Annotated in this window: 20 protein-coding genes and 1 pseudogene; 5 read left to right on the top strand and 16 right to left on the bottom strand. The window is 46.5% G+C overall.

Annotated features, from left to right (window positions below; translation table 11 throughout):
* The first annotated feature begins 165 nt into the window (after window positions 1–165).
* Window positions 166–1,215 (top strand): DNA polymerase IV, encoded by a 1,050-nt coding sequence (gene dinB / locus DQN52_RS10370; protein WP_032827768.1) that lies wholly within the window; start codon window positions 166–168, stop codon window positions 1,213–1,215.
* 205 nt (window positions 1,216–1,420) lie between these two features.
* Here dinB and msbA read toward each other — a convergent pair whose 3' ends face one another.
* The 8 genes from msbA to DQN52_RS10325 form a co-directional block, all read right to left on the bottom strand.
* A complete protein-coding gene (gene msbA / locus DQN52_RS10360; protein ID WP_003787620.1) occupies window positions 1,421–3,271 on the bottom strand; it encodes a lipid A export permease/ATP-binding protein MsbA in 1,851 nt (616 codons plus the stop codon).
* Window positions 3,272–3,637: 366 nt separating this feature from the next.
* A complete protein-coding gene (locus DQN52_RS10355) occupies window positions 3,638–5,917 on the bottom strand; it encodes a DNA internalization-related competence protein ComEC/Rec2 (RefSeq protein ID WP_003787624.1) in 2,280 nt (759 codons plus the stop codon).
* Window positions 5,918–6,092: 175 nt separating this feature from the next.
* Entirely contained in the window at window positions 6,093–6,917 is an 825-nt protein-coding gene (gene ppsR / locus DQN52_RS10350; RefSeq protein ID WP_003787625.1) for a posphoenolpyruvate synthetase regulatory kinase/phosphorylase PpsR, read from the bottom strand.
* An 86-nt stretch (window positions 6,918–7,003) separates the two neighbouring features.
* A complete protein-coding gene (locus DQN52_RS10345) occupies window positions 7,004–7,198 on the bottom strand; it encodes a YbdD/YjiX family protein (RefSeq protein ID WP_032827794.1) in 195 nt (64 codons plus the stop codon).
* Between the two features lie 7 nt (window positions 7,199–7,205).
* Window positions 7,206–9,287 (bottom strand): carbon starvation CstA family protein, encoded by a 2,082-nt coding sequence (locus tag DQN52_RS10340; protein WP_003787627.1) that lies wholly within the window; start codon window positions 9,285–9,287, stop codon window positions 7,206–7,208.
* Between the two features lie 154 nt (window positions 9,288–9,441).
* Window positions 9,442–10,356 carry a CobW family GTP-binding protein gene (locus DQN52_RS10335; protein ID WP_003787629.1) on the bottom strand — a complete coding sequence of 305 codons (915 nt, stop codon included), beginning with the start codon at window positions 10,354–10,356 and terminating at the stop codon, window positions 9,442–9,444.
* A 35-nt stretch (window positions 10,357–10,391) separates the two neighbouring features.
* Window positions 10,392–11,063 carry an epoxyqueuosine reductase QueH gene (locus DQN52_RS10330; protein ID WP_019389619.1) on the bottom strand — a complete coding sequence of 224 codons (672 nt, stop codon included), beginning with the start codon at window positions 11,061–11,063 and terminating at the stop codon, window positions 10,392–10,394.
* A 75-nt stretch (window positions 11,064–11,138) separates the two neighbouring features.
* The gene (locus DQN52_RS10325; protein WP_003787631.1) at window positions 11,139–11,336 is read right to left on the bottom strand and encodes a zinc-finger domain-containing protein; all 198 of its coding nucleotides are present in this window, start codon (window positions 11,334–11,336) and stop codon (window positions 11,139–11,141) included.
* A gap of 297 nt (window positions 11,337–11,633) precedes the next feature.
* Between DQN52_RS10325 and rpsU the strand changes: the two genes are divergently transcribed.
* Complete coding sequence (rpsU, locus tag DQN52_RS10315) at window positions 11,634–11,846, top strand: 30S ribosomal protein S21 (protein ID WP_003787633.1); 213 nt, start codon at window positions 11,634–11,636, stop codon at window positions 11,844–11,846.
* Between the two features lie 177 nt (window positions 11,847–12,023).
* A complete protein-coding gene (gene fabI, locus DQN52_RS10310; RefSeq protein WP_003787635.1) occupies window positions 12,024–12,809 on the top strand; it encodes an enoyl-ACP reductase FabI in 786 nt (261 codons plus the stop codon).
* Between the two features lie 77 nt (window positions 12,810–12,886).
* On the opposite strand, the gene zupT is transcribed toward fabI, so the two are convergent.
* Complete coding sequence (gene zupT / locus DQN52_RS10305; RefSeq protein ID WP_003787636.1) at window positions 12,887–13,696, bottom strand: zinc transporter ZupT; 810 nt, start codon at window positions 13,694–13,696, stop codon at window positions 12,887–12,889.
* Between the two features lie 160 nt (window positions 13,697–13,856).
* Between zupT and rsmA the strand changes: the two genes are divergently transcribed.
* Together rsmA and DQN52_RS10295 are read left to right on the top strand one after the other, a co-directional pair.
* Window positions 13,857–14,630, top strand: coding sequence for a 16S rRNA (adenine(1518)-N(6)/adenine(1519)-N(6))-dimethyltransferase RsmA (rsmA, locus tag DQN52_RS10300; RefSeq protein WP_032827795.1), 774 nt, complete (start codon window positions 13,857–13,859; stop codon window positions 14,628–14,630).
* Between the two features lie 62 nt (window positions 14,631–14,692).
* The gene (locus DQN52_RS10295; protein WP_032827796.1) at window positions 14,693–15,421 is read left to right on the top strand and encodes an amino acid ABC transporter ATP-binding protein; all 729 of its coding nucleotides are present in this window, start codon (window positions 14,693–14,695) and stop codon (window positions 15,419–15,421) included.
* Between the two features lie 284 nt (window positions 15,422–15,705).
* Here DQN52_RS10295 and DQN52_RS10290 read toward each other — a convergent pair whose 3' ends face one another.
* The 7 genes and pseudogenes from DQN52_RS10290 to tilS all read right to left on the bottom strand — a co-directional run bounded on the left by DQN52_RS10290 (window position 15,706) and on the right by tilS (window position 23,277).
* Window positions 15,706–16,875, bottom strand: coding sequence for a methyltransferase family protein (locus DQN52_RS10290; protein WP_003787639.1), 1,170 nt, complete (start codon window positions 16,873–16,875; stop codon window positions 15,706–15,708).
* 102 nt (window positions 16,876–16,977) lie between these two features.
* Window positions 16,978–17,649, bottom strand: a pseudogene (locus DQN52_RS10285) (IS1595 family transposase).
* Window positions 17,650–17,679: 30 nt separating this feature from the next.
* On the bottom strand, window positions 17,680–18,228 hold the full coding sequence (locus tag DQN52_RS10280; protein WP_003787640.1) for a hypothetical protein: 549 nt from the start codon (window positions 18,226–18,228) through the stop codon (window positions 17,680–17,682).
* A 3-nt stretch (window positions 18,229–18,231) separates the two neighbouring features.
* The gene (locus tag DQN52_RS10275; RefSeq protein WP_230478942.1) at window positions 18,232–18,465 is read right to left on the bottom strand and encodes a hypothetical protein; all 234 of its coding nucleotides are present in this window, start codon (window positions 18,463–18,465) and stop codon (window positions 18,232–18,234) included.
* A gap of 69 nt (window positions 18,466–18,534) precedes the next feature.
* The gene (alaS, locus tag DQN52_RS10270) at window positions 18,535–21,156 is read right to left on the bottom strand and encodes an alanine--tRNA ligase (RefSeq protein WP_032827797.1); all 2,622 of its coding nucleotides are present in this window, start codon (window positions 21,154–21,156) and stop codon (window positions 18,535–18,537) included.
* A gap of 206 nt (window positions 21,157–21,362) precedes the next feature.
* Window positions 21,363–21,956, bottom strand: coding sequence for a hypothetical protein (locus DQN52_RS10265; protein ID WP_003787645.1), 594 nt, complete (start codon window positions 21,954–21,956; stop codon window positions 21,363–21,365).
* Window positions 21,957–21,999: 43 nt separating this feature from the next.
* Complete coding sequence (gene tilS / locus DQN52_RS10260; RefSeq protein WP_003787646.1) at window positions 22,000–23,277, bottom strand: tRNA lysidine(34) synthetase TilS; 1,278 nt, start codon at window positions 23,275–23,277, stop codon at window positions 22,000–22,002.
* Window position 23,278 lies beyond the last annotated feature (1 nt).

Here is a 23,278-nt window from a genome sequence, read left to right as displayed (position 1 = left end):
ATAGAAAGGCGGAATTTTAGGTTTTTTGGACATAATCTGCAAGAACATTTTGTCAATCGCACAAAATAAATCGGTATAAATTAGACATTGCGACTTATTTTAGACAAATTGTCCAATTTGATTATGGTAAAATACGCGTTTTTAAAGTGCAGGCTGCTTTTTAAGATGAATCCAACCCGAAAAATCATACACATAGACATGGACGCATTCTACGCATCGGTAGAATTGCGCGAGCAGCCGCATTTGTGCGGATTGCCTGTGGTGGTGGCGTGGGACGGTGCGCGCTCGGTGATTTGCGCGGCATCGTATGAAGCGCGGCAATTTGGTTTGCGCTCGGCAATGCCTGTTGCCACGGCAAAGCGACTGTGTCCGCAAGCGGTTTTTGTGCCGCCGCATTTTGATTTGTATCGGCAAGTGTCGCAACAAATTCACACGATTTTTCAATGCTATACCGATTTGATTGAGCCGATTTCGTTGGACGAAGCGTATCTGGACGTAACGCAAAACAAGCAGCAGTTGCCCTATGCCAGCCAAGTCGCCAAACAAATTCGCGCCGAAATTTTGGCACAAACAGGATTGACCGCCAGCGCAGGCATCGCACCGAATAAATTTTTGGCAAAAATCGCTTCGGATTGGCGTAAACCAAACGGACAATTTGTGATTCAACCACATGAAATTGAATATTTTTTGCGTGATTTACCTGTGGGAAAAGTGTGGGGCGTAGGCAAGAAAACATTGTTGAAAATGCAGCAACACGGCTGGCAAACGATTGGCGATTTGCGTCAAGTATCGCGGGCGGAATTGGTGCATTGGTTTGGCAAATTTGGCTATCGTTTGTATGATTTGGCGCGCGGCGTAGATGAGCGCCCTGTGCAGGCGGAGCGCGAACGCTTGCAAATTTCCACCGAAATGACTTTGTCGGATAACCTAAATAAACAGGCGATTAGCATGTATTTGGACAATTTGTCCAAAGATTTATGGCAGCAAATGCAGCGCAAAAAAATGCAGGCATACACGCTGACGCTAAAATTAAAAAGCACGGAATTTCAGGTGTTTACGCGTTCGCAAACGTATTCAGCAGCCTTGCCAGAGCAGGGATTGTTGCAGGCTGCTTTGCAACTCATTGCGCGTATGCCCGATGGCGAATTCCGCTTGATTGGCTTGGGTGTGAGCCATTTGCAGCCAGCAGGGAGTCAGCTTGAATTGTTTGGGTAATATAGTGAATTAAATTTAGATTAGTACGGCGTTGCCAACTCCCTTATGTACTACGCGTACACGGCGGTTGTTGTCGCCTTGTCCTAATCTAAATTTAGACCACTATAAAAAGCAGCCTGCACTTTCCATAAAAAAGTGTAGGCTGCTTTACCCTTTTGTCCAAATCTTTGATTTGGGTATAAAAGGGTATGCCGTAGGCAGGCATTTACTGATTAAAACTACTCATACTCCGCAATTTGGCATAGTAGCCGCCGCGTTCCATAAGCTGTTGATGCGAGCCTTCTTCAATGATTTTGCCTTCGTCCATCACCACAATGCGGTCTGCATTTTCAATCGTGGTTAAACGGTGCGCGACAATAATATTGGTTCTGCCGTACATCAATCGCTCCAAGGCTTGCTGTACCAAATGTTCCGATTCGTTGTCCAATGCGCTGGTGGCTTCGTCCAACAGCAAAATCGGCGCGTCTTTCAAAATGGCGCGAGCAATGGAGACACGCTGGCGTTGTCCGCCCGATAATTGGCTGCCATTTGCGCCAATGGGTTGATGCAAACCTTGTGGCGATTTGCGTACTAAATCGCCCAAATTCGCCGCTTCCAAAGCAGCCTGCACTTCTTCTTCGCTGGCATTGGGGCGACTGTATCGCACGTTTGCCAGCAAGGTGTCATCAAACAAAAACACGTCTTGCGACACCAGCGCAAATTGGCTGCGAAGATTGTCCAACTTCAAATCGGTAATATCCACATCGTCAATCAAAACTTGACCTGATGTCGGCTCAACAAATCGTGGCAACAAATTCACGGCGGTGGTTTTACCGCTGCCCGAACGTCCAACCAATGCCACTTTTTCGCCCGCTTTAATATTCAAATTAAAGTTATCCAACGCTTTTTTGCCGTCTTGTTGATATTGGACGTTGATGTTTTTAAATTGCAGGCTGCCTGCGGTGTGGTGCAGTTGTTTGGTGCCTGTGTCTTTTTCGGCATCGCTATCCAAAAACTGACACACGCTGTCTGATGCTAAAAACATGGTTTGCATAGGGATACTGATGTTTGCCAAGTTTTTGATGGGTGACAACATTTGCAACATTGCCACAATAAACGCCATAAATTCGCCAATGGTGGTATGCCCTTGTTGGCTTTGCCACAGCGCGATAAAAATCACAATCGCCAACGCAAACGATGCGATTAACTCGCTAAACGGCGAACGTGCGGCAGTGGCTTGCGTGATTTTTTTGTTCAGGCGAACAATAATGTTCACCACCTCGTTAAATTTGCTTTGCGCTTGTTCTTGTCCACCAAATAATTTGACTACGCGATGTCCTTGATGCGTTTCGTTTACCACATTATTCAACGAACCAATACTAAACTGTGCGCTGCTAATGACATCTTTTAGGCGTTTGCGATAGTAACGTGACAACAGTGACAACACAGGAAACATCAACGCCACCACCAAACTGAGTTGCCAGTTCAGATACAACAGCACGCACACCAAACCAATCACAATCAACGTGTCACGAATCAACACAATAAACACATTGCTTGCACCGCTAATGGAGCTTTCTGCCATTTGCACAATATTCATCAGCATATTGCCCGATGGATTGCTTTGATAAAAAGACGACGGCAGCGACAACAATTTGGTAAACATATCGCGGCGAAGTTGGCTAATCGCCATAACCGACACCCAAGTCATCAAATAAGTGCTGGCAAAACGGCACACGCCACGAAATACTACCAAGCAAATAAAGAAAACAGGCACAATCCAGACTTTGTTTTCTGTACCCCAAATCAGATAAGTGAATTGATTTTTCAGATTTGTGAGCGTGGTAATGAAGCTATCGCCCACTAATACTTCGGGCGGTGTGGTCGGCGCGGCAAAACCGAGATTGACCAAAGGCGCGATAAATGCGGCAAGATAACTTTCGGTGAACGCCACGCCCATAATCGCGAGAATCGCCCAAAATAATCGGAATTTATACGGCTTGATATAAACCAATAAGCGCGTAAAACTACGCGCATCTTGTTCGGTGAATAAGCCAAAGGTAAGTTTTTCTATCATATTGTTCGTATCAAAATAAATTGCAGGCTGCTTTGTGGCAAACCCAAATGAAGCAGGGCATTCTACTGGATTTTGAATATGGCTGAAATATAGTGAATTAAATTTAGATTAGTACAGCGTTGCCAACTCCCTTATGTACTAGATGTACACAGCGGTCGTTGTCGCCTTGTCCTAATCTAAATTTAATCCACTATCAATTTGCGGATTTCGAATGTTTGGTTTACAAAAAGTGCAGGCTGCTTTTTCATCAACAATCCACACCACGCTTGTATTTTCAGGACAAGCCTGCTTATAACTTGTGGATAAGTTGTCCAAGTCATTTAAATCAAACACAAAAATCAATATGCCTAAAAAATAGGCAAATTCTCAACTGGGTGGCAGCGCGGCAAACGGCTTGCGTTGCCACCATTTTTTTTGCTGTTCAATCAATTCAATCGCGCGATGGTTGCCCAGTTCAAAGTGCAGGCTGCCTTGCGTGTCGGTGCGCCAAAGTGCAATTTGTCGGCTGGCTAAACGCTGCTGTACATCAGGGTGTGGGTGGCGAAAATGGTTGGCAAAACCGCTGCTGGCAATGGCAACGCTGGGCGCAACGTGGTCTAAAAAACGGGCGTGGCTGGACGATTTGCTGCCGTGATGCCCCAGCACCAATACTTGACTTGCTAGTTGTTCGCCATATTGACGGAGCAGGGCGGTTTCGCCATCGTTGCCCACATCGCCCATTATCAGCAACGCCTGTTCGCCAGCCACAATTCGCAATACGCAGCTTTGGTCGTTGTCGTTGTCGGATTGCGTGTTGGGCGTTAAAAATTCAAACCACACGCCGTCTTGTTGCCAATTTGTGCTGTGTGTGCAGGGCTTGGCATTGGCGTAATGTGCAGGCTGCCCTGCCCATGTTTGGCGGATTGGCATAGCGCGGTGCAATGCTGCGTAGCCGCCATCGTGGTCGTTGTCGTGGTGCGATAAGACGAGCGTGTCTATTTGCTGTATGCCGAGTGCACGTAGATTGGGTAACAATGCCATTTCAGCGGCTGGTGTGCCTGTGTCAAACAAAAGATTGTGGTGGCGCGTTTGCAATAGCACCGACAAGCCTTGCCCTACGTCCCAAACGTGAACGGCAAGCGGTGCGCGTGGGGCAGGGGGCGTGTAGAGCAAAAAACTGGCGATGATGACGCAAGCGAGCGGTTTGAGTGCTGTGCCGCGTGGTAACAAAATAATCAGCGTGGAAAAAATGGTCAGCCAAAACAAGAAACTAGGCGGTTGTGCGAAGGCTTGTTCGGGCAGATGTCGGCTTAATGCGAGCAAGATATGTATGGTGTGTTCGCCCAACCATGCGGCTAGGCGTTGCAGTGGTGCGAATGGCAGGGCGGACGCGACTAATGCCAGCGGTGTGAGTATGCTAGAAAAAAACGGTATGGCAACAGCATTAACCAATGGGCTGTACACGGCGAGTATGCCAAACAAAAAAATCGTGGCAATGCCGCCCACCAGCGTTGCCGCCCATTGCCCGATGAATGCTTGGCGCAATGTGTCGTATGGTTTGGGGCGACTAGGCAGCCTGCACGATAACGCCCACAACAACGCGCCCACCAAGCCAAACGATAGCCAAAACCCAACCGCCAGCACCGATGTGGGTTGATACAGCAACACGGCGGTGCAGGCTGCCCACCACGTTTGCCACACGCCCCAATGTCCACGCGCCAGCCACGCGATTGCCCACACCGTGAGCATGATTAAGCTGCGAAGTGCAGGAATTTCCCAGCCTGCCAAACCCGTATAAACCACCGCCGCCAACCAGCCCACGATTATGCTGATGACTTTGGGACGCGCTGGCAACACAGGCAGCAGTCGCATACAACGCTGCGCCAACCACGCTGCCAACACGCCCACCATGCTAATGTGCAAACCCGAAATGCTAATTAAATGATTCAGTCCCAACGGACGAAACGAATCCCAAGCAGCCTGCGACAAATCGCTGCGATTGCCCACCGCCAAAGCCGTCATCAAGCCCACGCCTTGCGGATAGTCTGCGCTGGCGTTGCGCTGCCATGTTTGCACGATGTCGGCGCGAAGTTGGTTAAAAAAGTGCAGGCTGCTTTTGGTGGACACGGAGACTGCTTCACGTTCTTTGCCCAACGATGCCATGCCGTCTATGCCGTTTGCTAATGCCCACGCTTCGCGGTCAAAGCCTACTGGATTGCGCGTGGCAACCGCCGCACGAATACGCGCAGTCGTTTGCCACACATCGCCCACGCGCCAGTCTCGCGCATAATAATCTTGGAACAGCACGCGATAGTTTTGTTGATTGGCTGTTTGGGCGATGCCAATAAAGCGCGTTCTGCCGTTTTCATCGGTTTCAGGCAAACCCGTTACCTGTACGCGAATCGTTTGCGAAGTCGGATACAGTTGTGCTGGATAGGCTTGCGATAGCGCGATTTCGGTACGCTCAATCGCATAAATCGCGCCCAAAAGTAGGCACAAAAAAGTGCAGGCTGCTTTTTGTTGCCACGCGACACGGCGTAAACAAAAAGCCAAACCTGCACACAATAGCAAACCCACACACCACGCCCACACATTGCCTTGTTCGGGCAAATAAAAACTGCTTATCGCGCCAATGCAAAAGGCAGCCAAGTAGCGTGTTGGGGGCATGATGTGTCCTTTGGTTGATTGAAGTGGTGGGGCAATTTTACGATTTCAGCCAATCCGCTCCTCTCCTGTGGGAGAGGGCAAACTTTACTATTGCGATTTCATTTCACTATTATCCGCGAGTTACCCTCTCCCATAGGAGAGAGAACAGGATTGCTGTAACCGAAAGCTGTTGGATTTAAAAACGGCGTTTTAACTTACATTCTTGCATAATAGAAACCGCCAATTCTTCCACCGATTTATGCGTAGTGTTGGTGTGCGGAATCGCATGACGGCGGAACATTGCCTGCGCGTCTGCCACTTCGCTGCGGCAAGTGTTCAAGCTGGCATAATTGGAATTGGGGCGGCGTTCTTGGCGAATGTCGTGCAAACGCTCGGGCTGAATCGTCAAGCCAAACAGCTTGTGTTTATAGGGCTTAACCATGCGCGGCAAGTCGGTCGTGTCCAAATCATCGGGCGTGAGCGGATAGTTTGCCGCACGAATGCCATATTGCAACGCCAAATACAAACAAGTTGGCGTTTTGCCCGAACGCGATACGCCCATCAAAATCACATCAGCCACTTGCAAATCTTTGTCGGATACGCCGTCATCGTGGTTGAGCGCGAAATTCACCGCTTCCATTCGCGCATCGTATTTTTCGATATTGTGGACGCGGCTTTGCACCGAATGGCGAGCCGATACGCCCAATTCTTGTTCCAGCGTGGTTAAAAACGCATCAAAAAAACTTAAATGTAAGCCTTTGGACGTTTTGATGATGGCGCGAATGTCGTCATTGGAAATGCTGCTAAACACCAATGGATTTGTGCCCGATTCTTCGGCAGCGTGGTTGATGATTTGCACCGCGGCGTGCGCTTTGTCGAGGGTATCGACAAAGGGGTAAGTGGTGCGTTTGAATTTGAAGCCGTCAAATTGTTCCAGCAGCGCATCGCCCATGTTTTCGGACGTGATGCCCGTGCGGTCAGAAATAAAAAAGGCGCAACGGCGTGTTTGGTTGGTTGTCATAAAAAATCGATTCTTCACAAAACAAATAGGTTGAGTGCAGGCTGCTTTGTTTATTTTATAAGGCAGCCTGCACTTGTTTTAACACATCAGCAACAACGTCCACCATTCGCACCGCAACGGCGCTTACGGCAATAATCGTCAAATTGCTGTTTGCTCATCACAGGCACGTTGGGATTGTGTTTACGCTGCTGGGCAACGTAATTATCGTAATCGGGAACGCCTGCCATTAAATTGGCAGTCAATTTAGCGGTTTCCCACCAATTTGCCAATTTGTGTTTAATGGATTGATTAATTTTCATTGGTCGCGCTCGCTTGTGTGCCATCGCGGAACACGGCTGGGACTTCTTTCGCGGTGCTCCAACCCACTTTACGCGCTTTCAATGCCACGCGAATGCCATAGGTTGCCACGATGACTACCACCGCCATAAACAATGCCGTCAAACCCGAATTGATGTAGTCGTTGAAAATAACGCGCGACATTTCTTCAGCGGTTTTGGCTGGTTTCAAGATTTCGCCTTTGCTCAACGCATCGCTGTATTTGCTGGCGTGTGCCAAGAAGCTGATTTTGGCATCGGAATGGAACAATTTTTGCAAACCAGCGTAACACGTTACAAACAAAACGCCACACGCAGGCACAAGCGTTACCCATACATATTTATCGCGTTTCATTTTTACCAGTACGACAGTACACATAATCAACGCCACACCTGCCAACATTTGGTTTGCGATACCAAACAAAGGCCACAGCGAATTGATGCCACCCAATGGGTCGGTTACGCCTGTGTATAAGAAGTAGCCCCACAATGCCACCGCCATAAATGTAGCGATTAAGTTGGCAGGTAGGCTGTCTGTGTTGCCAAATGGTTTGTAGAACACGCTACCCAAATCTTGAATCATAAAACGTGCCACGCGCGTACCTGCGTCCACCGCCGTCAAAATGAACAAGGCTTCAAACAGCAGCGCGAAGTGATACCAAAACGCCATCATCGCTTCGCCAGGGATTAGCTGGCTCATAATGTGCGCCATGCCGACTGCCAAGGTTGGCGCACCGCCTGCGCGAGACAAAATCGTGTTTTCGCCGACTTCTTTTGCAGTGTGCAGCAAGGTTGCGGCATCAACTGGGAAGCCAAGTTTATTGGTGATTACATCGGCTGCGTGTGCTGCATCTGTGCCGATTAAGGCAGCAGGGCTGTTCATCGCAAAATACACGCCTGGGTCAAGTGAAGCCGCCGCCGCCAATGCCATAATCGCCACGAAACTTTCCATAATCATGCCGCCATAACCAATCATGCGGACATGGGTTTCGTTTTCCACCATTTTAGGCGTTGTGCCAGACGAAATCAGCGCGTGGAAGCCCGATACCGCACCACAAGCAATGGTAATAAACAAAAATGGGAACAAATGACCAGAGAATACAGGGCCAGAGCCGTCAATAAATTTGGTTACATCAGGCATCTGCAAAGTTGGATTCACAATCACAATACCCAATGCCAGCGCAATAATCGTGCCAATTTTTAGGAATGTGGACAAATAGTCGCGCGGCGTCAGCAACAACCACACAGGCAACACAGCAGCCACAAAGCCATAAATCATAATCGCCCAAGTTAATTGAATGCCGTCCAAATCAAACCATTTGCCAAATTCACTGTGTGCCACATCTTCGCCAAACACAATCGCACACATCAACAAAATAAAGCCTACAATGGAAATTTCGCCAATTTTACCTACACGAATGTAGCGTGTGTAAATGCCCATAAACAACGCAATCGGCATGGTTGCAGCAATCGTGAACGTACCCCAAGGGCTGTGTACCAATGCTTTGACAACAATCAATGCTAACACCGCCATGATGATGACCATAATCATCAAAATGCCAATGGACGCAATCACACCTGGGATAACGCCCAATTCTTGTTTTACGATGTCGCCCAAAGACTTACCGTCTCGGCGCATAGACACGAACAACACCATCATGTCTTGTACCGCGCCTGCGAACACCACGCCAAAAATAATCCACAGCGTCCCCGGTAAATAGCCCATTTGCGCTGCCAAAACTGGCCCAACCAACGGGCCTGCACCTGCAATCGCCGCAAAATGGTGTCCGAACAACACGCCTTTGTGCGTTGGTACATAGTCCAAGCCGTCATTGTGGCGTTCGGCTGGTGTTAGGCGGTTTGGGTCAAGCTGCATCACGTTTTTGGCGATGTATAAGCTGTAATAGCGGTACGCCACCGCATACACCGAAATGGCGGCGGTTACCATCCAAATTGCGCTCACTTGTTCGCCGCGGCTAATAGCAAGCGTGGTAAACGATGCCACGCCCACTAAAACCACGATACCCCAAATCAGTATCTGTTTGAGTTTGTCCATGATGATTACACTCCTTGAAGTTGAGATGAATATATCGACTTGTAATAGCGTGTAATATTAACATAATGTTAAAAAATATTGATGCAAATTTACATAAAAAGCAGCCTGCATTTGATGTGATACAAATGCAGGCTGCTTTTTATGTTTATGAATTCTATTCCAACGCTTCTTGTAAACGGCGTTCAATTTCATCGGCATCAAACGATTTGGCGATGAGTTCAAAACGGCTGTCGCGTCGCCACGACACTTGATTTGCGCCCCATTGCCCATCAACCCAGTTGAGCCAAACCCAAGTGTCCATCACTTGAAACACACCTTTTGCGCGTACCAAACCCTCGGTAAATTGGTTTAGATTGTTGAAAAAATGCGTGATTTTTTCGCCGTCAAAATTGCGTCCAGCAGGGAAAGTGAAGCCTTGCGATTGGTAGCCCAATGTGTTTTCGGGCAAGGCTTTAATGCGATAACGCGATTTTTCGGTAACAGGCGTATCCAGCCATTCGAGTTGCAGTTGCGCGTTTTGCACTTCCACAATCAAGGCTTTGGGCGGAAACAGTTTGGCTGCTTGCGTTCTAAATTCGTCCAACTGCTTTGCGCTGCACAAATCAATTTTGCTTGCTACCAACACATCGCACACGCCAATTTGGTCTTTATACAATGGGTTAGCTGAATAATTCGGGTCGATAAATTGGCGCGGGTCAATCAAGGTAAACACGGCGGCAATGTCCAATACATCGCGAAATTCGGGTGCTTTGAGTTCGTCAATTACGCCTGCCGCGTGTGCCAAACCGCTCGCTTCAATCAACAAACGATGCGGTTGATTTTGTTTGAGCATTTGTTTGACTGTTACGCCCATTTGCGCCCCAGCCGTGCAACACAAGCAGCCGCCCGAAATTTCTGCCACAGGAATGCCGTTGTCGGCAAGTACCGGGCCATCAATGCCAATTTCGCCAAATTCATTGACGATAATCAGCCATTGTTCGTCTTGCGGTTTTTGCGCGATTAGGCTGCGAATGGCGGTGGTTTTGCCTGTGCCTAAAAAGCCAGAAAATAGGTGGACTTGGGTTTTCATGTTGATTCTTTCAATCGGAAAAAAGTGCAGGCTGCTTATTCGTCATCATCGCCGTAATATTTCACACCAATTTTAATTGGTTCGCGCCCTTTTTCGCGTCGCCATGCGTTGGTGTCGCGCAAGGAATAGGCGCAACCGCAGTATTCTTGTTGATAAAAATGCTCGCGCTTGCTGATTTCAATCATACGCGCCGAGCCGCCGCCTTTGCGCCAGTTGAAATCCCAATACGCAATATTCGGATATTTGGCAGCGGCGCGATGTCCGCAATCGTTGATTTGATTCATGTCTTTCCAGCGCGAAATGCCCAAGCTGCTGGAAATAACTGGGAAGCCGTGTTCGTGGGCATACAAGGCGGTGCGCTCAAATCGCATATCAAAACACATAGAGCAACGAATGCCGCGCTCGGGTTCGTATTCCATGCCTTTGGCGCGTTCAAACCAGTTGTCCACATCGTAATCCGCGTCAATAAACGGCACGCCGTGTTGTTCGGCAAATTTGATGTTTTCGTTTTTGCGGATTTCGTATTCTTTGAGTGGGTGGATATTGGGATTGTAAAAATAAATTGTGTAGTCAATTTCGCTTGCCAACAAGGCTTCCATCACTTCGCCAGAGCAAGGTGCACAGCAAGAATGCAGCAATAATTTGTCTGCGCCATTGGGCAGAACCAGTTTGGGGCGATTAATTTGGGTTACGCGGGGTGTGTTCATGATTTTATTTTGTTTGATTGAAATAATAGGGTGCAGGCTGCTTTGTATGTTGTTTAAAAGCAGCCTGCACAAAGTTTAATGATGATGACCGATTTCGCCGTCTAAAAAATACGTTGTGCCACAATAAGGACATTGAATTTGGCTGTGCGATTGAATCGGCAAAAATACGCGTGGGTGTCCGTTCCAAGTCTCATTTTTTGGGCCATTGCAATGCAAAGGCAAATCGTGTGGTGTCAGCACAATTAAATCTTGGGTTTTGGTCGTGTGGCTCATGGCGTTATCCTTATCAAAATAATGGCGACATTGTAACGCAAAATAACGAGATTTGACAAAACTCTGCTGCGCTGCGATAATAGCGCCCAATTTTATTTGAATAAGAGTGCAGCCGTTGAATAAACGGCTGTGTTTTTTGCGGTTTGTGCCAAGTGCGGCAGCGACAAATCGTGTGAGTTAGGGGGTGATGTTTATCATCGGGCGCGTGTTGAATGCCCACTTAGTTAAGTAAAATCAACACAAAAACACTTTCTTATTTTCAACATTTTTTATTTAATTTAATAAGGAAACATCAAAATGCCTTCTATCCGTGTAAAAGAAAACGAACCATTTGAAGTGGCGATGCGCCGTTTTAAACGCTCTATCGAAAAAACTGGCTTGCTGACTGAATTGCGTGCGCGTGAAGCGTATGAAAAACCAACCACAGAACGCAAACGCAAAAAAGCGGCTGCGGTTAAACGTTTGCAAAAACGCTTGCGTAGCCAAACTTTGCCACCAAAAATGTACTAATCGTTTTTGTTAAAAGTGCAGGCTGCTTTGAATGGAAAAAGCAGCCTGCATATTTATTTAGCCGCTATTTCGTTTTGAAATACGCGGTTTTTTGTTGGCGTGATAGCGTGTAGTGATAAATAAAAACCGCTATAATGGCGTGGTTTTTGATAAGAATTCTGATAAAAGGAATACAAAATGGCATTTTTACAAGGCAAAAAAATCTTAATCACAGGTATGATTTCTGACCGTTCTATTGCATACGGCATCGCCAAAGCTTGCCACGAACAGGGCGCGGAATTGGCGTTTACGTTTGCGGTGGATAAATTGGAAGACCGCGTGCGTAAATTGGCAGCCGAATTTGGCTCGGAATTGGTGTTCCATTGCGATGTGCAATCTGATGACGAAATCAACCAAGTGTTTGTGGATTTGGGCAAACATTGGGACGGCTTGGACGGTTTGGTACACGCGATTGCGTTCGCGCCTAAAGAAGCATTGAGCGGCGACTTTTTGGACGGTATGTCGCGTGAAGCGTTCCGCGTGGCACACGAAGTATCGGCGTACAGCTTACCTGCATTGGCAAAAGCGGCGCGTCCGATGATGCAGGGTCGCGATGCGTCTATTTTGGCGTTGTCGTATTTGGGTGCGGTGCGTGCCGTTCCAAACTACAACTTAATGGGCATGGCAAAAGCCAGCTTGGAAGCAGGGGTGCGCTTCACGGCTTCATGCTTGGGTAAAGAGGGTATTCGTTGCAATGGTATTTCGGCTGGCCCAATCAAAACGTTGGCGGCGGCTGGCATTGCAGACTTTGGCAAATTGTTGGCACACGTTGCCGCGCAAAATCCGTTGCGCCGCAATGTAACCACCGAAGAAGTGGGCAATGCAGCAGCATTTTTGCTGTCGGATTTGGCATCGGGCATCACAGGCGAAATCACTTATGTGGACGGTGGTTACAGCATCAATGCGTTGAATGATGGCGAATAAGTAAACATCATCAATAAATAAAAGTGCAGGCTGCTTTTGAAGATTGAAAAGCAGCCTGCACTTTTTGTTTACCACGTTTACCAATTAAATAACACCAAACTCAACGCCATAATCGCCATACCTGTTACCAAACCGTACACCGTTTCGTGTCCTTCTGCATAGCGTTTGGCGGCTGGCAATAATTCGTCCAACGCCAAAAACACCATCACGCCAGCGATAACGCCAAACACCGAGCCAAACACTATTGGCGATAAAAATGGTCGCAACGCCACATAGCCCAAAATCGCGCCGAATGGTTCAGCCAAGCCCGATAGCAAACACATCAACACTGTGAACTTTTTGTTTTGCGTGGCAAAATAAACAGGCGCGGCAATGGAAATGCCCTTGGGGATATTGTGTATCGCAATCGCCAACGCCAAAGGCAAGCCAACAGACGGATTTTCCAGCGTAGCAAAAAAGGTTGCCAAGCCCTCGGGAAAGTTGTGCGCGGTAATCGCTAATGCCGCCATTGTGCCGATTCGGGCGATGTGTTGGCGATTTTTTGGCTTGAATTTTTTGTCATTGGGATCAAGCGTTTCGTGCGGATTGGGAATTAAGCGGTCAATCAACATCACCAGAATCACGCCAGCCAAAAACGCAAACGTGGTATAAGCAAAACCCAGTTGTTCGCCAGTAGCCTGCACAAACGCATCGCGCGATTTGCCAAAAATTTCCGTGAGTGACACATACACCATCGCGCCGCCAGCAAACGCCAAACCAAACGCCAACACACGTGGTGACGGCGTTTTGGAAAAAAACACCAACGCGCTGCCCAATACCGTTGCCAGCCCAGCGGCAAAGGTAATACCAAAAGCGGTCAATAGATTGGATAAAGAAATCGCGGTCATAACTTATGCTCAAATAAAAATCATTCTCAAATAATAGCACAAATAATAAAGGCAAATCGTATTATTTGGGTTGATTGAAATAAACAATCGCATTACCAACAAAGCAGCCTGCACATTTTTCGCTTATAATTCGCATAATTTTTTTATGTTGATGAACACCATGACCGAACACAAAGCTCGTAAACGTTTTGGGCAAAATTTCCTACAAGACACGCGCATTATTAGCGATATTGTGAACGCGGTTCGCCCTGTGCCTGATGATATCGTGATTGAAATTGGACCTGGGTTGGCGGCGATTACCGAACCACTCACGCGCAAATTGAATCAATTACACGTTTGCGAAATTGACCGAGACATTATTACTTTTCTGAAAAAACAATCATTTGCAAACAAATTGGTTATTCATGATGGCGATGTTTTGCAGTTTGATTTTCGCAGCATTGCGGGGCGCAAAAAAATTGTTGGCAATCTGCCCTACAATATTTCTACGCCTTTGCTGTTTCGTTTGGCGGAAATTGCTGATGAAGTGATTGATATGCATTTTATGCTGCAAAAAGAAGTGGTTGAGCGCATGGTCGCCACGCCAAAAACCAATGATTACGGGCGATTGAGCGTGATGTTGCAATATTTCTTTGATATGGAAATGTTGATTGAAGTGCCGCCCGAATCGTTTAACCCTGCACCGAAAGTAGATTCTGCTGTGGTTCGCATGATTCCGGTAGAAAATCGGATTGGCAAGGCGGAAAATTTCAAACATTTCAGCGATTTGGTGCGCGATGCGTTTCATCAACGCCGCAAAACCATTCGCAATAATTTAAAAGAAATTGCCAGCGATGACGATTTGCAAGCAGTCGGCATTTTGCCGCAACAACGCGCGGAAGAAATTGCGCCTGACACATATGTGAAATTATCTAATTATTTGGTAAATAAATAATTTTCAGGCTGCCTGAAAACAACGAAAGAAACAAAATGACTGTAACCAATGCAGAAAAAATTATGGTGAGCTTTAAAAATGTTCACAAGCATTTCAAAGATTTACACGTTATCAATGGCGTGAATTTGGATATTAAACAAGGCGAAGTGGTCGTGGTTTGCGGGCCTTCGGGTTCGGGCAAATCGACGTTGATTCGCACCGTAAATCAGTTGGAAGGCATTCAATCGGGCGAAATTTGGGTAGATGGCGTAAACGTAGCCGACCCCAAAACCGATTTAAATAAAATCCGCACCGAAGTCGGCTTTGTGTTCCAACATTTTAATTTGTATCCGCATTTGAGCGTGTTGGACAACATCACGTTGTCGCCCATCAAAGTCAAAGGTATGAGCAAGACGGACGCGGAAAAATTGGCGTTGGAATTGTTGGAAAAAGTCGGCTTGTCGCATAAAAAAGACGCGCTGCCAACGCAATTATCGGGTGGACAACAACAGCGCGTGGCAATTGCGCGTGGTTTGGCAATGCAGCCTGCGGTAATGTTGTTTGATGAACCGACTTCCGCGCTTGACCCAGAAATGGTTGGCGAAGTGCTAAAAGTGATGAAAGATTTGGCGCAATCGGGCATGACGATGATGTGTGTAACGCATGAAATGGGTTTTGCGCGTGAAGTGGCTGACCGCATTATTTTTGTGGACCACGGGCAAATTTTGGAAGACCGTAAACCCGATGAGTTTTTTACCAATCCGAAAACAGAACGCGCGAAACAATTTTTAAGTCAGATTATGTCGCATTGATGGATATCGTAAAAAGCAGCCTGCACTATGTTTAACCAAGTGCAGGCTGCTTTTTCATTTAAAATATAATATAAGGCATATTGCTTAAAAAATATAGTAAATTCAAAATAAAATAGTACAATTCTAATTTTATAGCAACAAAGATGCGTCCAAATCCGCCAGTAGTCTGCATCAACGAGATACTGATGTAGCCTTGCGTGGCTTGGTCTTGGATATGATTGTTTGGTCATCATGAGGTTTTCACATCATTTACCAGCAAAGCAGCCTGCATCTTGCTGATTTTTTTATTTAATAAATGGCAGTTTCAATTTGCGAAATAATCCATGCTTGCTAATGTGTTCGGCATAGGCGCGGTATTCTGGGAACTTCATTAGGTGTCGCTCTTCGCTGCATGCACGCCCATAGTAAACCAAACTAGTACCAAACAATGCAAGCATATTGTGCCACCAATTTGCGCTAAACCATGCCACACCGCAAAAAGGCAAAGTATGCAGCCACCAATACAAATTTTTGGCTACATAGGCTGGGTGTTTGGTGTAGCGATACACGCCCGTATTAACCAATTTTCGCCAGCTTAAATTGGAAAAACCCATACCAAATTCAATGGTTGCCAGCCAATAAATAATCCACAACACATTAATCGCACCAAACATAATCCAGTACACAATGCTATTACTGGGCAAAATGTCAGACCAAATCAAATTATCGGTTTGCTGATGCAGATTGTGCAACAAATCAAAAAGCGGCGGGTAGCACACCAATGCAAATGCCCAGCCCAAAAAATTTCTATCGGTGTCTTTAACTTGGTTGTTGATAAGCGATGAAGTAACCAAATAGCCAAATACACCGATTAGCATATCAATCGAAATACCAATATTAAACAGCAAGAGGCTCAAAGTGACAGGATTGGCAGCAACAGGCGTGCTCAATAATAGGGCTAGATTGTCAATAAATCCGCCATACATATAGGGAATAAAAATCGACTTAACCAATGTTTTGAGCATAAACGATTTGATGATTTCTACATCGATTTTATTTTTATCGACAAACATTGTACCTATTTTGGCATATTCATCTTCTGGATTGGCTAATCTTCTGTCCACAAATGTAATATAAAATGGAGATAACAAAATAATTACAGGTATGATAAATATCATGTCCCCTACAAATGTCATAAACGTTGCTGCATATTCACTCGCCACTTGCATCGCCAAAAATGCCATGCAAACCACACAAACCAACTGCAATACAAAGGCTTTCATTTTTCCTATGATTCGTTGTTTATTAAACGCATTTAATGTGGGCGATAATTTGGCTTGGTTTTGTCTGAACGCGATACCAACCAAAGGAACAAGACAAATCAAAAACCAAATTCTGATGATGTAGTCTTGATTATCAATCCAATCGCTCAGCCATTTGGCATTTGCCCAACCCAATAAAAAACTGATTAGCAAAACAAAAGAAGCTGCCCATGCAGAATTATGAACAGAAAATTTAGAAGAAATTATTCATTGTGGCTGTGCTCGAATGTTAAAAATTGGGGCTGTCCTAGATAACTAGGATAAACTCAATTTCACTAATTGTTTTAAAATAGAACAAGAACTTTTATCTCGCTGCTGTTAAAACGCCATTCGCACTCCTTTAAATATAGCTCAAAATGCTTTTTGGGAATGCCGTTAAACTTGCGTAAATGACGTTTTTGCTTGATTCCAAAAGTGCTCAATTCCGTTGATATGGTTTTGTCGTTCAGCAAAATGTGTGCTGTGATTGATACGAAAACGAAGTTTCAGCGAAGCTAAAATGGCTTTGTCGCTTACATCTAATACATCATAGCTACGATAACAATCCGTATAAACAATGCTGTCAGGTTTCACTTGTTCACGGATAATAGGCAATAAAGTAGCGGTTTGAGTATTCACAGTAACCGTATAAATCTTGCCATTTCGCTTCAAAAGACCGAATACAGCGACTTTTCCAGCAGCACCTCGACCGCGTTTACCTTTTCGTTGTCCACCAAAATAACTTTCATCTGCTTCTACTTCGCCATCAAACATTTCTAAATGATGTGGACTGTTTTGATAAATAAGTAATCGTAAACGATGAAAATAATAGGCTGCGGTATTTTTATTAACACCTACTAACTCTGCTGCTGTTCTTGCGGTTACACCTGCGACAAATAGCTCAATGAGTTTATTTTGTTTATACTGGCTTAGACGACTTTTTTTCATAGGGATAATTCTAACTTAATTTGAATTTCCCTAGTTATCTAGGACAGCCCCTTTTTTAATTTCCCGAAATAACACACGGTAATCTTCATATTGTTCATAAATATGCTGCGTATTCACCGTATCAACAAATTGCCAAAATCTCGGTAACAAAACATCGGGAATTTTTTCCGCTAACGCCAGTTGATAAATCCCCCAACAACAATCCATAAACACATCAAGCAATTCTTCAAAATCGTATTCCGTATCATTCGTTAAAACCACGCCCAAATGTTCCGCGACCAAAATTTTAACCAACGGCGAATAAAGCTGATGTCGGCTATATTTTCGCAAAGTTTTTTTGGCTTTGGCAGAATCCGCGTAATACTCGTCCATCATGCGCGAATAGGTGTAGAAATTTTGCTTCTTTTGCTTTTTGAATGTGGATTCAAATTCTTCAGGCGATTGATATTGCCCGTAGTATTCAAAAATGGCTTCGCGTGTGTCTTTGCTAGATTTTGCCAAATCAATCAATAATTTTCGCAATTCATCTGCACTTTTATTAGCTAATAATTTCGGTAAAGTCGGTCGTGTGGTCGTCATGATTTAATCCAATTTAAATTTCAAAACTGTACCGTTTTCATCACATTCAAATTCAAAAATTTTAACTTGAAAATTGGCACAATAGTAGTCAAATACTTGGTCTTTTAAATAAGGAATACTCTGTTTACTACGAAATACAGTAACATCTTCTCCATTAATCACTTCATTAGAAACGATAATAGAAGAACTAAAACGTGAACTAATACGACTGGCACGTTCTGTTTCAAATACAGGCATTTTCATTCTCCCGAAAAATTCAGGCTGCCTGAAAGTCCATTTTTAAACTTTCAGGCAGCCTTTTTCACATTAAATCAAATTTTTAACAAAAGCTTCCACGCTAGCCAACGTTTCAGGCAGCTTGGCAACATCCGTACCGCCAGCTTGCGCCAAATCAGGACGACCACCACCTTTACCGCCAACTTGTTCCGCCGCGAATTTCACCAAATCGCCCGCTTTCACTTTTGCTGTCAAAGGTTTAGATACACCAACGCACAACGCCACTTTGCCGTCATTCACCGCCGCCAACAACACCACCGCCTTGTCCGACTTACCAGTCAAATCGGTAACGATGTCGCGCAATGCGCCAGCGTCCGCGTCAATTTGCGCCACAACCAAACTTGCCGCGCCCAAATCTTTCGCGTTATCCAACAATTTCGCGCCAGCGTGTACCGCCAATTCCGCTTTTGCGGCTGCCAATGCTTTTTCGGTGGCTTTGGCTTGGGCTGCGTTGGCTTGGATTTTGGTCAATACGTCTTTTTCGGTTTGTGCTTTCACTTCGGCGATGATGTTTTTAATCAAGGTTTCTTGATTTTGTACCAAATCCAACGCCACTAAACCTGTTACCGCTTCCACACGGCGCACACCAGCCGCGATACCGCCCTCGCTGATGATTTTGAACAAACCAATATCGCCCGTCCGCGCAACGTGTGTACCGCCACACAATTCGGTTGAATACTCGCCCATCGTTACCACGCGAACGAAATCGCCGTATTTTTCACCAAACAACATCATCGCGCCCGATTTTTGCGCGTCTTCAATGGACATGGTTTCCACTTTCACAGGCACGTTGGCGATGATTGCCGCGTTTACTTTGCGTTCAATTTGCGCGATTTCATCAGCCGTAATGGCTTGATTATGCGAAATATCAAAGCGCGTTAATTCCGCATTTTGCAGGCTGCCTTTTTGTTCAACGTGTTCGCCCAACACATCGCGTAAGGCTTTGTGCATCAAGTGCGTTACGCTGTGGTTGCGTGTAATGCTGTCGCGGATGGCGTTGTCCACTTCCGCCACAACCGTGTCGCCAATTTTCAGGCTGCCTGAAACAACCGCGCCGAATTGACCTGTAACCGCCGCTTTGATTTTTTGCGTGTCGCGCACTTCAAAGCGATTTGCACCAGCAATAATATTGCCCACATCGCCCACTTGACCGCCACTTTCTGCGTAGAATGGGGTTTGGTCTAACACAACTGCGCCAGTTTCGCCTTCGCGCAATTCATTCACGGCTTCGCTGCCTTTGTATAAGGCGATGATTTTCGCGCTGCCTGAACGGTTGGTGTAACCTGTAAATTCGGTGTCTGCGCCATTGTAATCCAGTTGCGTATTGGCTTTGAAATTTTGTGCTGAACGAGCGCGAGCGCGTTGGGCTTCCATTTCGCGATTGAAGCCGTCTTCGTCCATTTCCACATCGCGTTCACGGCAGATGTCGGCTGTCAAATCGTATGGGAAACCGTAAGTATCATACAATTTGAAAATCACTTCGCCTGATAATGTTTGAGTGCTTGTGTTTAAAGCGTTTTCCAATAAACCCATGCCTTTTTCTAACGTTTCGGCAAAACGGGTTTCTTCGTTTTTCAGCGCGTCCATGATTTGCGCTTGTTTTTCTTTCAATTCAGGGTAAGCGTCGCCCATTTCTTTAACCAAATCAGGCACTAATTTATGAAAAAACGCGCCTTTTTGACCCAATTTATAACCATGTCGCACCGCACGGCGAATAATGCGGCGCAACACATAACCGCGCCCTTCATTTGACGGCAACACACCGTCCGCAATCAAAAACGAACACGCACGAATGTGGTCGGCAATCACTTTCAAGCTCGGCACGTCCATGCTAAACGCCACGCCAGTCTCACGCGCCGCCGCTTTCACCAAATTTTGAAACAAATCAATTTCATAGTTGCTGTGAACGTGTTGTAATACCGCCGCCATACGCTCCAAGCCCATGCCCGTATCTACGGACGGTTTTGGCAACGGATTCATATTGCCTTGCTCGTCGCGGTTGAATTGCATAAACACGTTATTCCAAATTTCAATCCAACGGTCGCCATCTTCTTCTGCGCTGCCTGGAATGCCACCCCAAATTTCTTCGCCGTGGTCGTAGAAAATTTCGGTGCAAGGACCGCAAGGACCTGTGTCGCCCATTTGCCAGAAGTTATCGGACGCGTATTTCGCGCCTTTGTTGTCGCCAATGCGGACAATGCGCTCGGCTGGAATGCCGATTTCGTTGTGCCAAATGTTGTAGGCTTCGTCGTCTTCCGCGTACACGGTTACGAGCAATTTTTCTTTTGGAATGTTCAACCATTCTGGTGATGTCAAAAATTCCCAAGCGTAATGAATGGCTTGTTGTTTGAAATAATCACCGAATGAGAAGTTACCCAACATTTCAAAGAATGTGTGGTGGCGAGCGGTGTAGCCCACGTTTTCCAAGTCGTTGTGTTTGCCGCCTGCGCGTACGCATTTTTGGGCGGTGGTGGCGCGGTTGTAGGCGCGTTTGTCAAAGCCGAGAAACACGTCTTTAAATTGGTTCATGCCTGCGTTGGTAAACAGCAAAGTTGGGTCTTCGTGCGGCACAAGGCTAGACGAACGGACGATTTGGTGTCCTTTGCTTTCAAAAAATTGTAAATATTTTTGGCGTAGTTCAGATGTTTTCATGGTGTTTTGTCTATCAAATAAAAAGGGGAAAGGGAAAAGTGCAGGCTGCTTTTTTTTGCGAAAACGATTATCTGCCGTCATTCCTGCGTAGGCAGGAATCCAACGCACTATTTTTAAATAACAGAATATTATTCTGATAACTGAATGGGTTAGATAGATTCCCACCTGCGCGGGAATGACGGCAATGCGTAAGTGCAGGCTGCTTTTTATTGTGCAATTTGGTATTTTTTCAACAAATCTGCATAAGCCTTATCTGCGGCTTCTTGCGCGGCTGGCAGCGTGTCCATATTCGCGGTAATGGCTTGCACTTCGCTTTGTTTGCCTTGCTGTATCAATTCTGCTGCATTGATTTGTGCTTCGCTGGCTTCGGCAAACAAGGTCATATATTTTGCAAACAAATCGCGTGTTTGCACAACTTCGGCATCAGCTAACGGCAACTTTTGCAAATCTTGTGCGGCTTGGCGAATGGCAGCGGCTTCGGCGCGGATAATTTCTATTGTTTGCGCGGTGCTGGGCTGCATTGTGGTTTTGCGGATTTCGACCACACGTTGCGCGGCTTCGTCTTTGAAGCGTTCAATCGCATCGTGCAGCTGTTTCGCTTGCTCGGCAGGGCTGGCAGTTACAACGGGTGTGGCTGCTGCGCTGGCGGTGCTTGTTTGGGCAACTGGCTCGCTGGCAACGGCTGGGCTGCTGGCTGGTGCAGATGCTTCGGTTTTTTGTGGACTAGCTGGCGGTGTGTCGGAACACGCGCTCAATGCCAATAAAGATAAGGTGGTTAGGGTAATTAAATGTGCTTTCATGATTGAATAAATGGGTTTTTAAGGTGGCGTATCTTACTGGAATTTATGCCATAAATCTATGCAATTCATCACATTGCAGTCGCGCATCGCCCAGCTCGCTGCTGCTGCGAATATTGGCAACGGCAACACATTGCCCCGCTTCGTTGCAAGCAATCGCCCAAAGCGGTCGTGCAAATGGCGGAACGTGTTTTTCTTGCAACAAGCGGAACACGTTTTTGCGCCCGATTGATGTGTGTAGCACGTCATCGCGTGTGGCAGCACGATAGTGCAGGCTGCTTGCGTGTTCGGGCGGATTATGCCAACGCAGTTCGTTGGGTAGATTGGTTTGCGTGCGGTGCAACCATGTCCAGCTTGCGCCCAAATCGTGCGGAATGGCAAACAAATAATCGCGATACAATACCGCTCGTCCGCGTGGCAACGTCCATTCGCCCGATTGTGCATGGCGCAGTTGTTGGGCAAATTGGTGCAGGCTGCTTTTGCTGGGTGCGCCCAGTTCGTTGCGTTGTGCGAATTGGTGTAGCATTTGATGTTGTCGCGCTGGACTTAATGTTTGCCATAAGCGTTGAGAAAACAAGGCATTATGCTGAATGCGTTGCCAATCTTCGGCGATGATTTCGTCTAGCAGGGCGCGTTCTTCTTGCAGCGTGGCGATGCTGTGTAGCAGGTGTTGCGCGTGTGCAGGCTGCTTTTGCACGATGCTGGGCAGCAAATGCAGGCGCACCCAGTTACGCAAAAAATTGGGATTGTCGTTGCTGTTGTCGTACACAAAATCCAGTTGATTTTGCTGTGCGTATTGCACGATTTGTTCGCGTGTAAACGGTAACAAGGGGCGCAACAAAGTCAAGCAGCCTGCACGATTTTCGCGTGGCAAATCGCGCATTTTGGGCATGGCAGACAAGGCACGTAGGCTGCCTCCGCGCAATGCAGCAAGCCAAAACGTTTCGATTTGGTCGTTTTGATGATGTGCCAGCGCAATGAAATCGGCATTTTGTTGGGCGAAGATTTGATAACGCGCTTGTCGGGCGGCAGCTTCAATCCCCAAGCCGTTTGTTTGTATGCGAACCGATTGTGCGGTAAACGGAATATGCAGGCTGCTGGCGTAATCCGCGCAAAATGCTTGCCATTGGTCTGCTTGCGCGTTTAAGCCGTGATGAATGTGTAGTGCAGATAAGCTGGTAAGTTGCAGGCTGCTTTGGGCTTGCGCGAACAAATGCAGCAACACCACCGAATCTACGCCGCCGCTTAATGCGACACAAACGTGTTTGCCGCGCAAATCGGGCAACTGCGCGGCAAATAAATCAACAGATAAACCATGTTTCATG

Origin of the sequence: Kingella kingae, from assembly GCF_900475905.1 — a bacterium.
GTDB lineage: Bacteria > Pseudomonadota > Gammaproteobacteria > Burkholderiales > Neisseriaceae > Kingella > Kingella kingae.
This window is presented reverse-complemented; position numbering and strand designations above follow the sequence as displayed.

Excerpts from the sequence above, each read along its gene's own strand:
- DQN52_RS10330 (WP_019389619.1), bottom strand. The coding sequence starts at position 11,063 with ATGAACACACCCCGCGTAACCCAAATTAATCGCCCCAAACTGGTTCTG.
- ppsR (WP_003787625.1), bottom strand. The coding sequence starts at position 6,917 with ATGACAACCAACCAAACACGCCGTTGCGCCTTTTTTATTTCTGACCGC.
- tilS (WP_003787646.1), bottom strand. The coding sequence starts at position 23,277 with ATGAAACATGGTTTATCTGTTGATTTATTTGCCGCGCAGTTGCCCGAT.
- DQN52_RS10355 (WP_003787624.1), bottom strand. The coding sequence starts at position 5,917 with ATGCCCCCAACACGCTACTTGGCTGCCTTTTGCATTGGCGCGATAAGC.
- DQN52_RS10325 (WP_003787631.1), bottom strand. The coding sequence starts at position 11,336 with ATGAGCCACACGACCAAAACCCAAGATTTAATTGTGCTGACACCACAC.
- DQN52_RS10295 (WP_032827796.1), top strand. The coding sequence starts at position 14,693 with ATGGTGAGCTTTAAAAATGTTCACAAGCATTTCAAAGATTTACACGTT.
- DQN52_RS10340 (WP_003787627.1), bottom strand. The coding sequence starts at position 9,287 with ATGGACAAACTCAAACAGATACTGATTTGGGGTATCGTGGTTTTAGTG.
- fabI (WP_003787635.1), top strand. The coding sequence starts at position 12,024 with ATGGCATTTTTACAAGGCAAAAAAATCTTAATCACAGGTATGATTTCT.
- msbA (WP_003787620.1), bottom strand. The coding sequence starts at position 3,271 with ATGATAGAAAAACTTACCTTTGGCTTATTCACCGAACAAGATGCGCGT.
- rsmA (WP_032827795.1), top strand. The coding sequence starts at position 13,857 with ATGACCGAACACAAAGCTCGTAAACGTTTTGGGCAAAATTTCCTACAA.
- DQN52_RS10275 (WP_230478942.1), bottom strand. The coding sequence starts at position 18,465 with ATGCCTGTATTTGAAACAGAACGTGCCAGTCGTATTAGTTCACGTTTT.
- rpsU (WP_003787633.1), top strand. The coding sequence starts at position 11,634 with ATGCCTTCTATCCGTGTAAAAGAAAACGAACCATTTGAAGTGGCGATG.
- DQN52_RS10265 (WP_003787645.1), bottom strand. The coding sequence starts at position 21,956 with ATGAAAGCACATTTAATTACCCTAACCACCTTATCTTTATTGGCATTG.
- DQN52_RS10280 (WP_003787640.1), bottom strand. The coding sequence starts at position 18,228 with ATGACGACCACACGACCGACTTTACCGAAATTATTAGCTAATAAAAGT.
- alaS (WP_032827797.1), bottom strand. The coding sequence starts at position 21,156 with ATGAAAACATCTGAACTACGCCAAAAATATTTACAATTTTTTGAAAGC.
- zupT (WP_003787636.1), bottom strand. The coding sequence starts at position 13,696 with ATGACCGCGATTTCTTTATCCAATCTATTGACCGCTTTTGGTATTACC.
- DQN52_RS10335 (WP_003787629.1), bottom strand. The coding sequence starts at position 10,356 with ATGAAAACCCAAGTCCACCTATTTTCTGGCTTTTTAGGCACAGGCAAA.
- dinB (WP_032827768.1), top strand. The coding sequence starts at position 166 with ATGAATCCAACCCGAAAAATCATACACATAGACATGGACGCATTCTAC.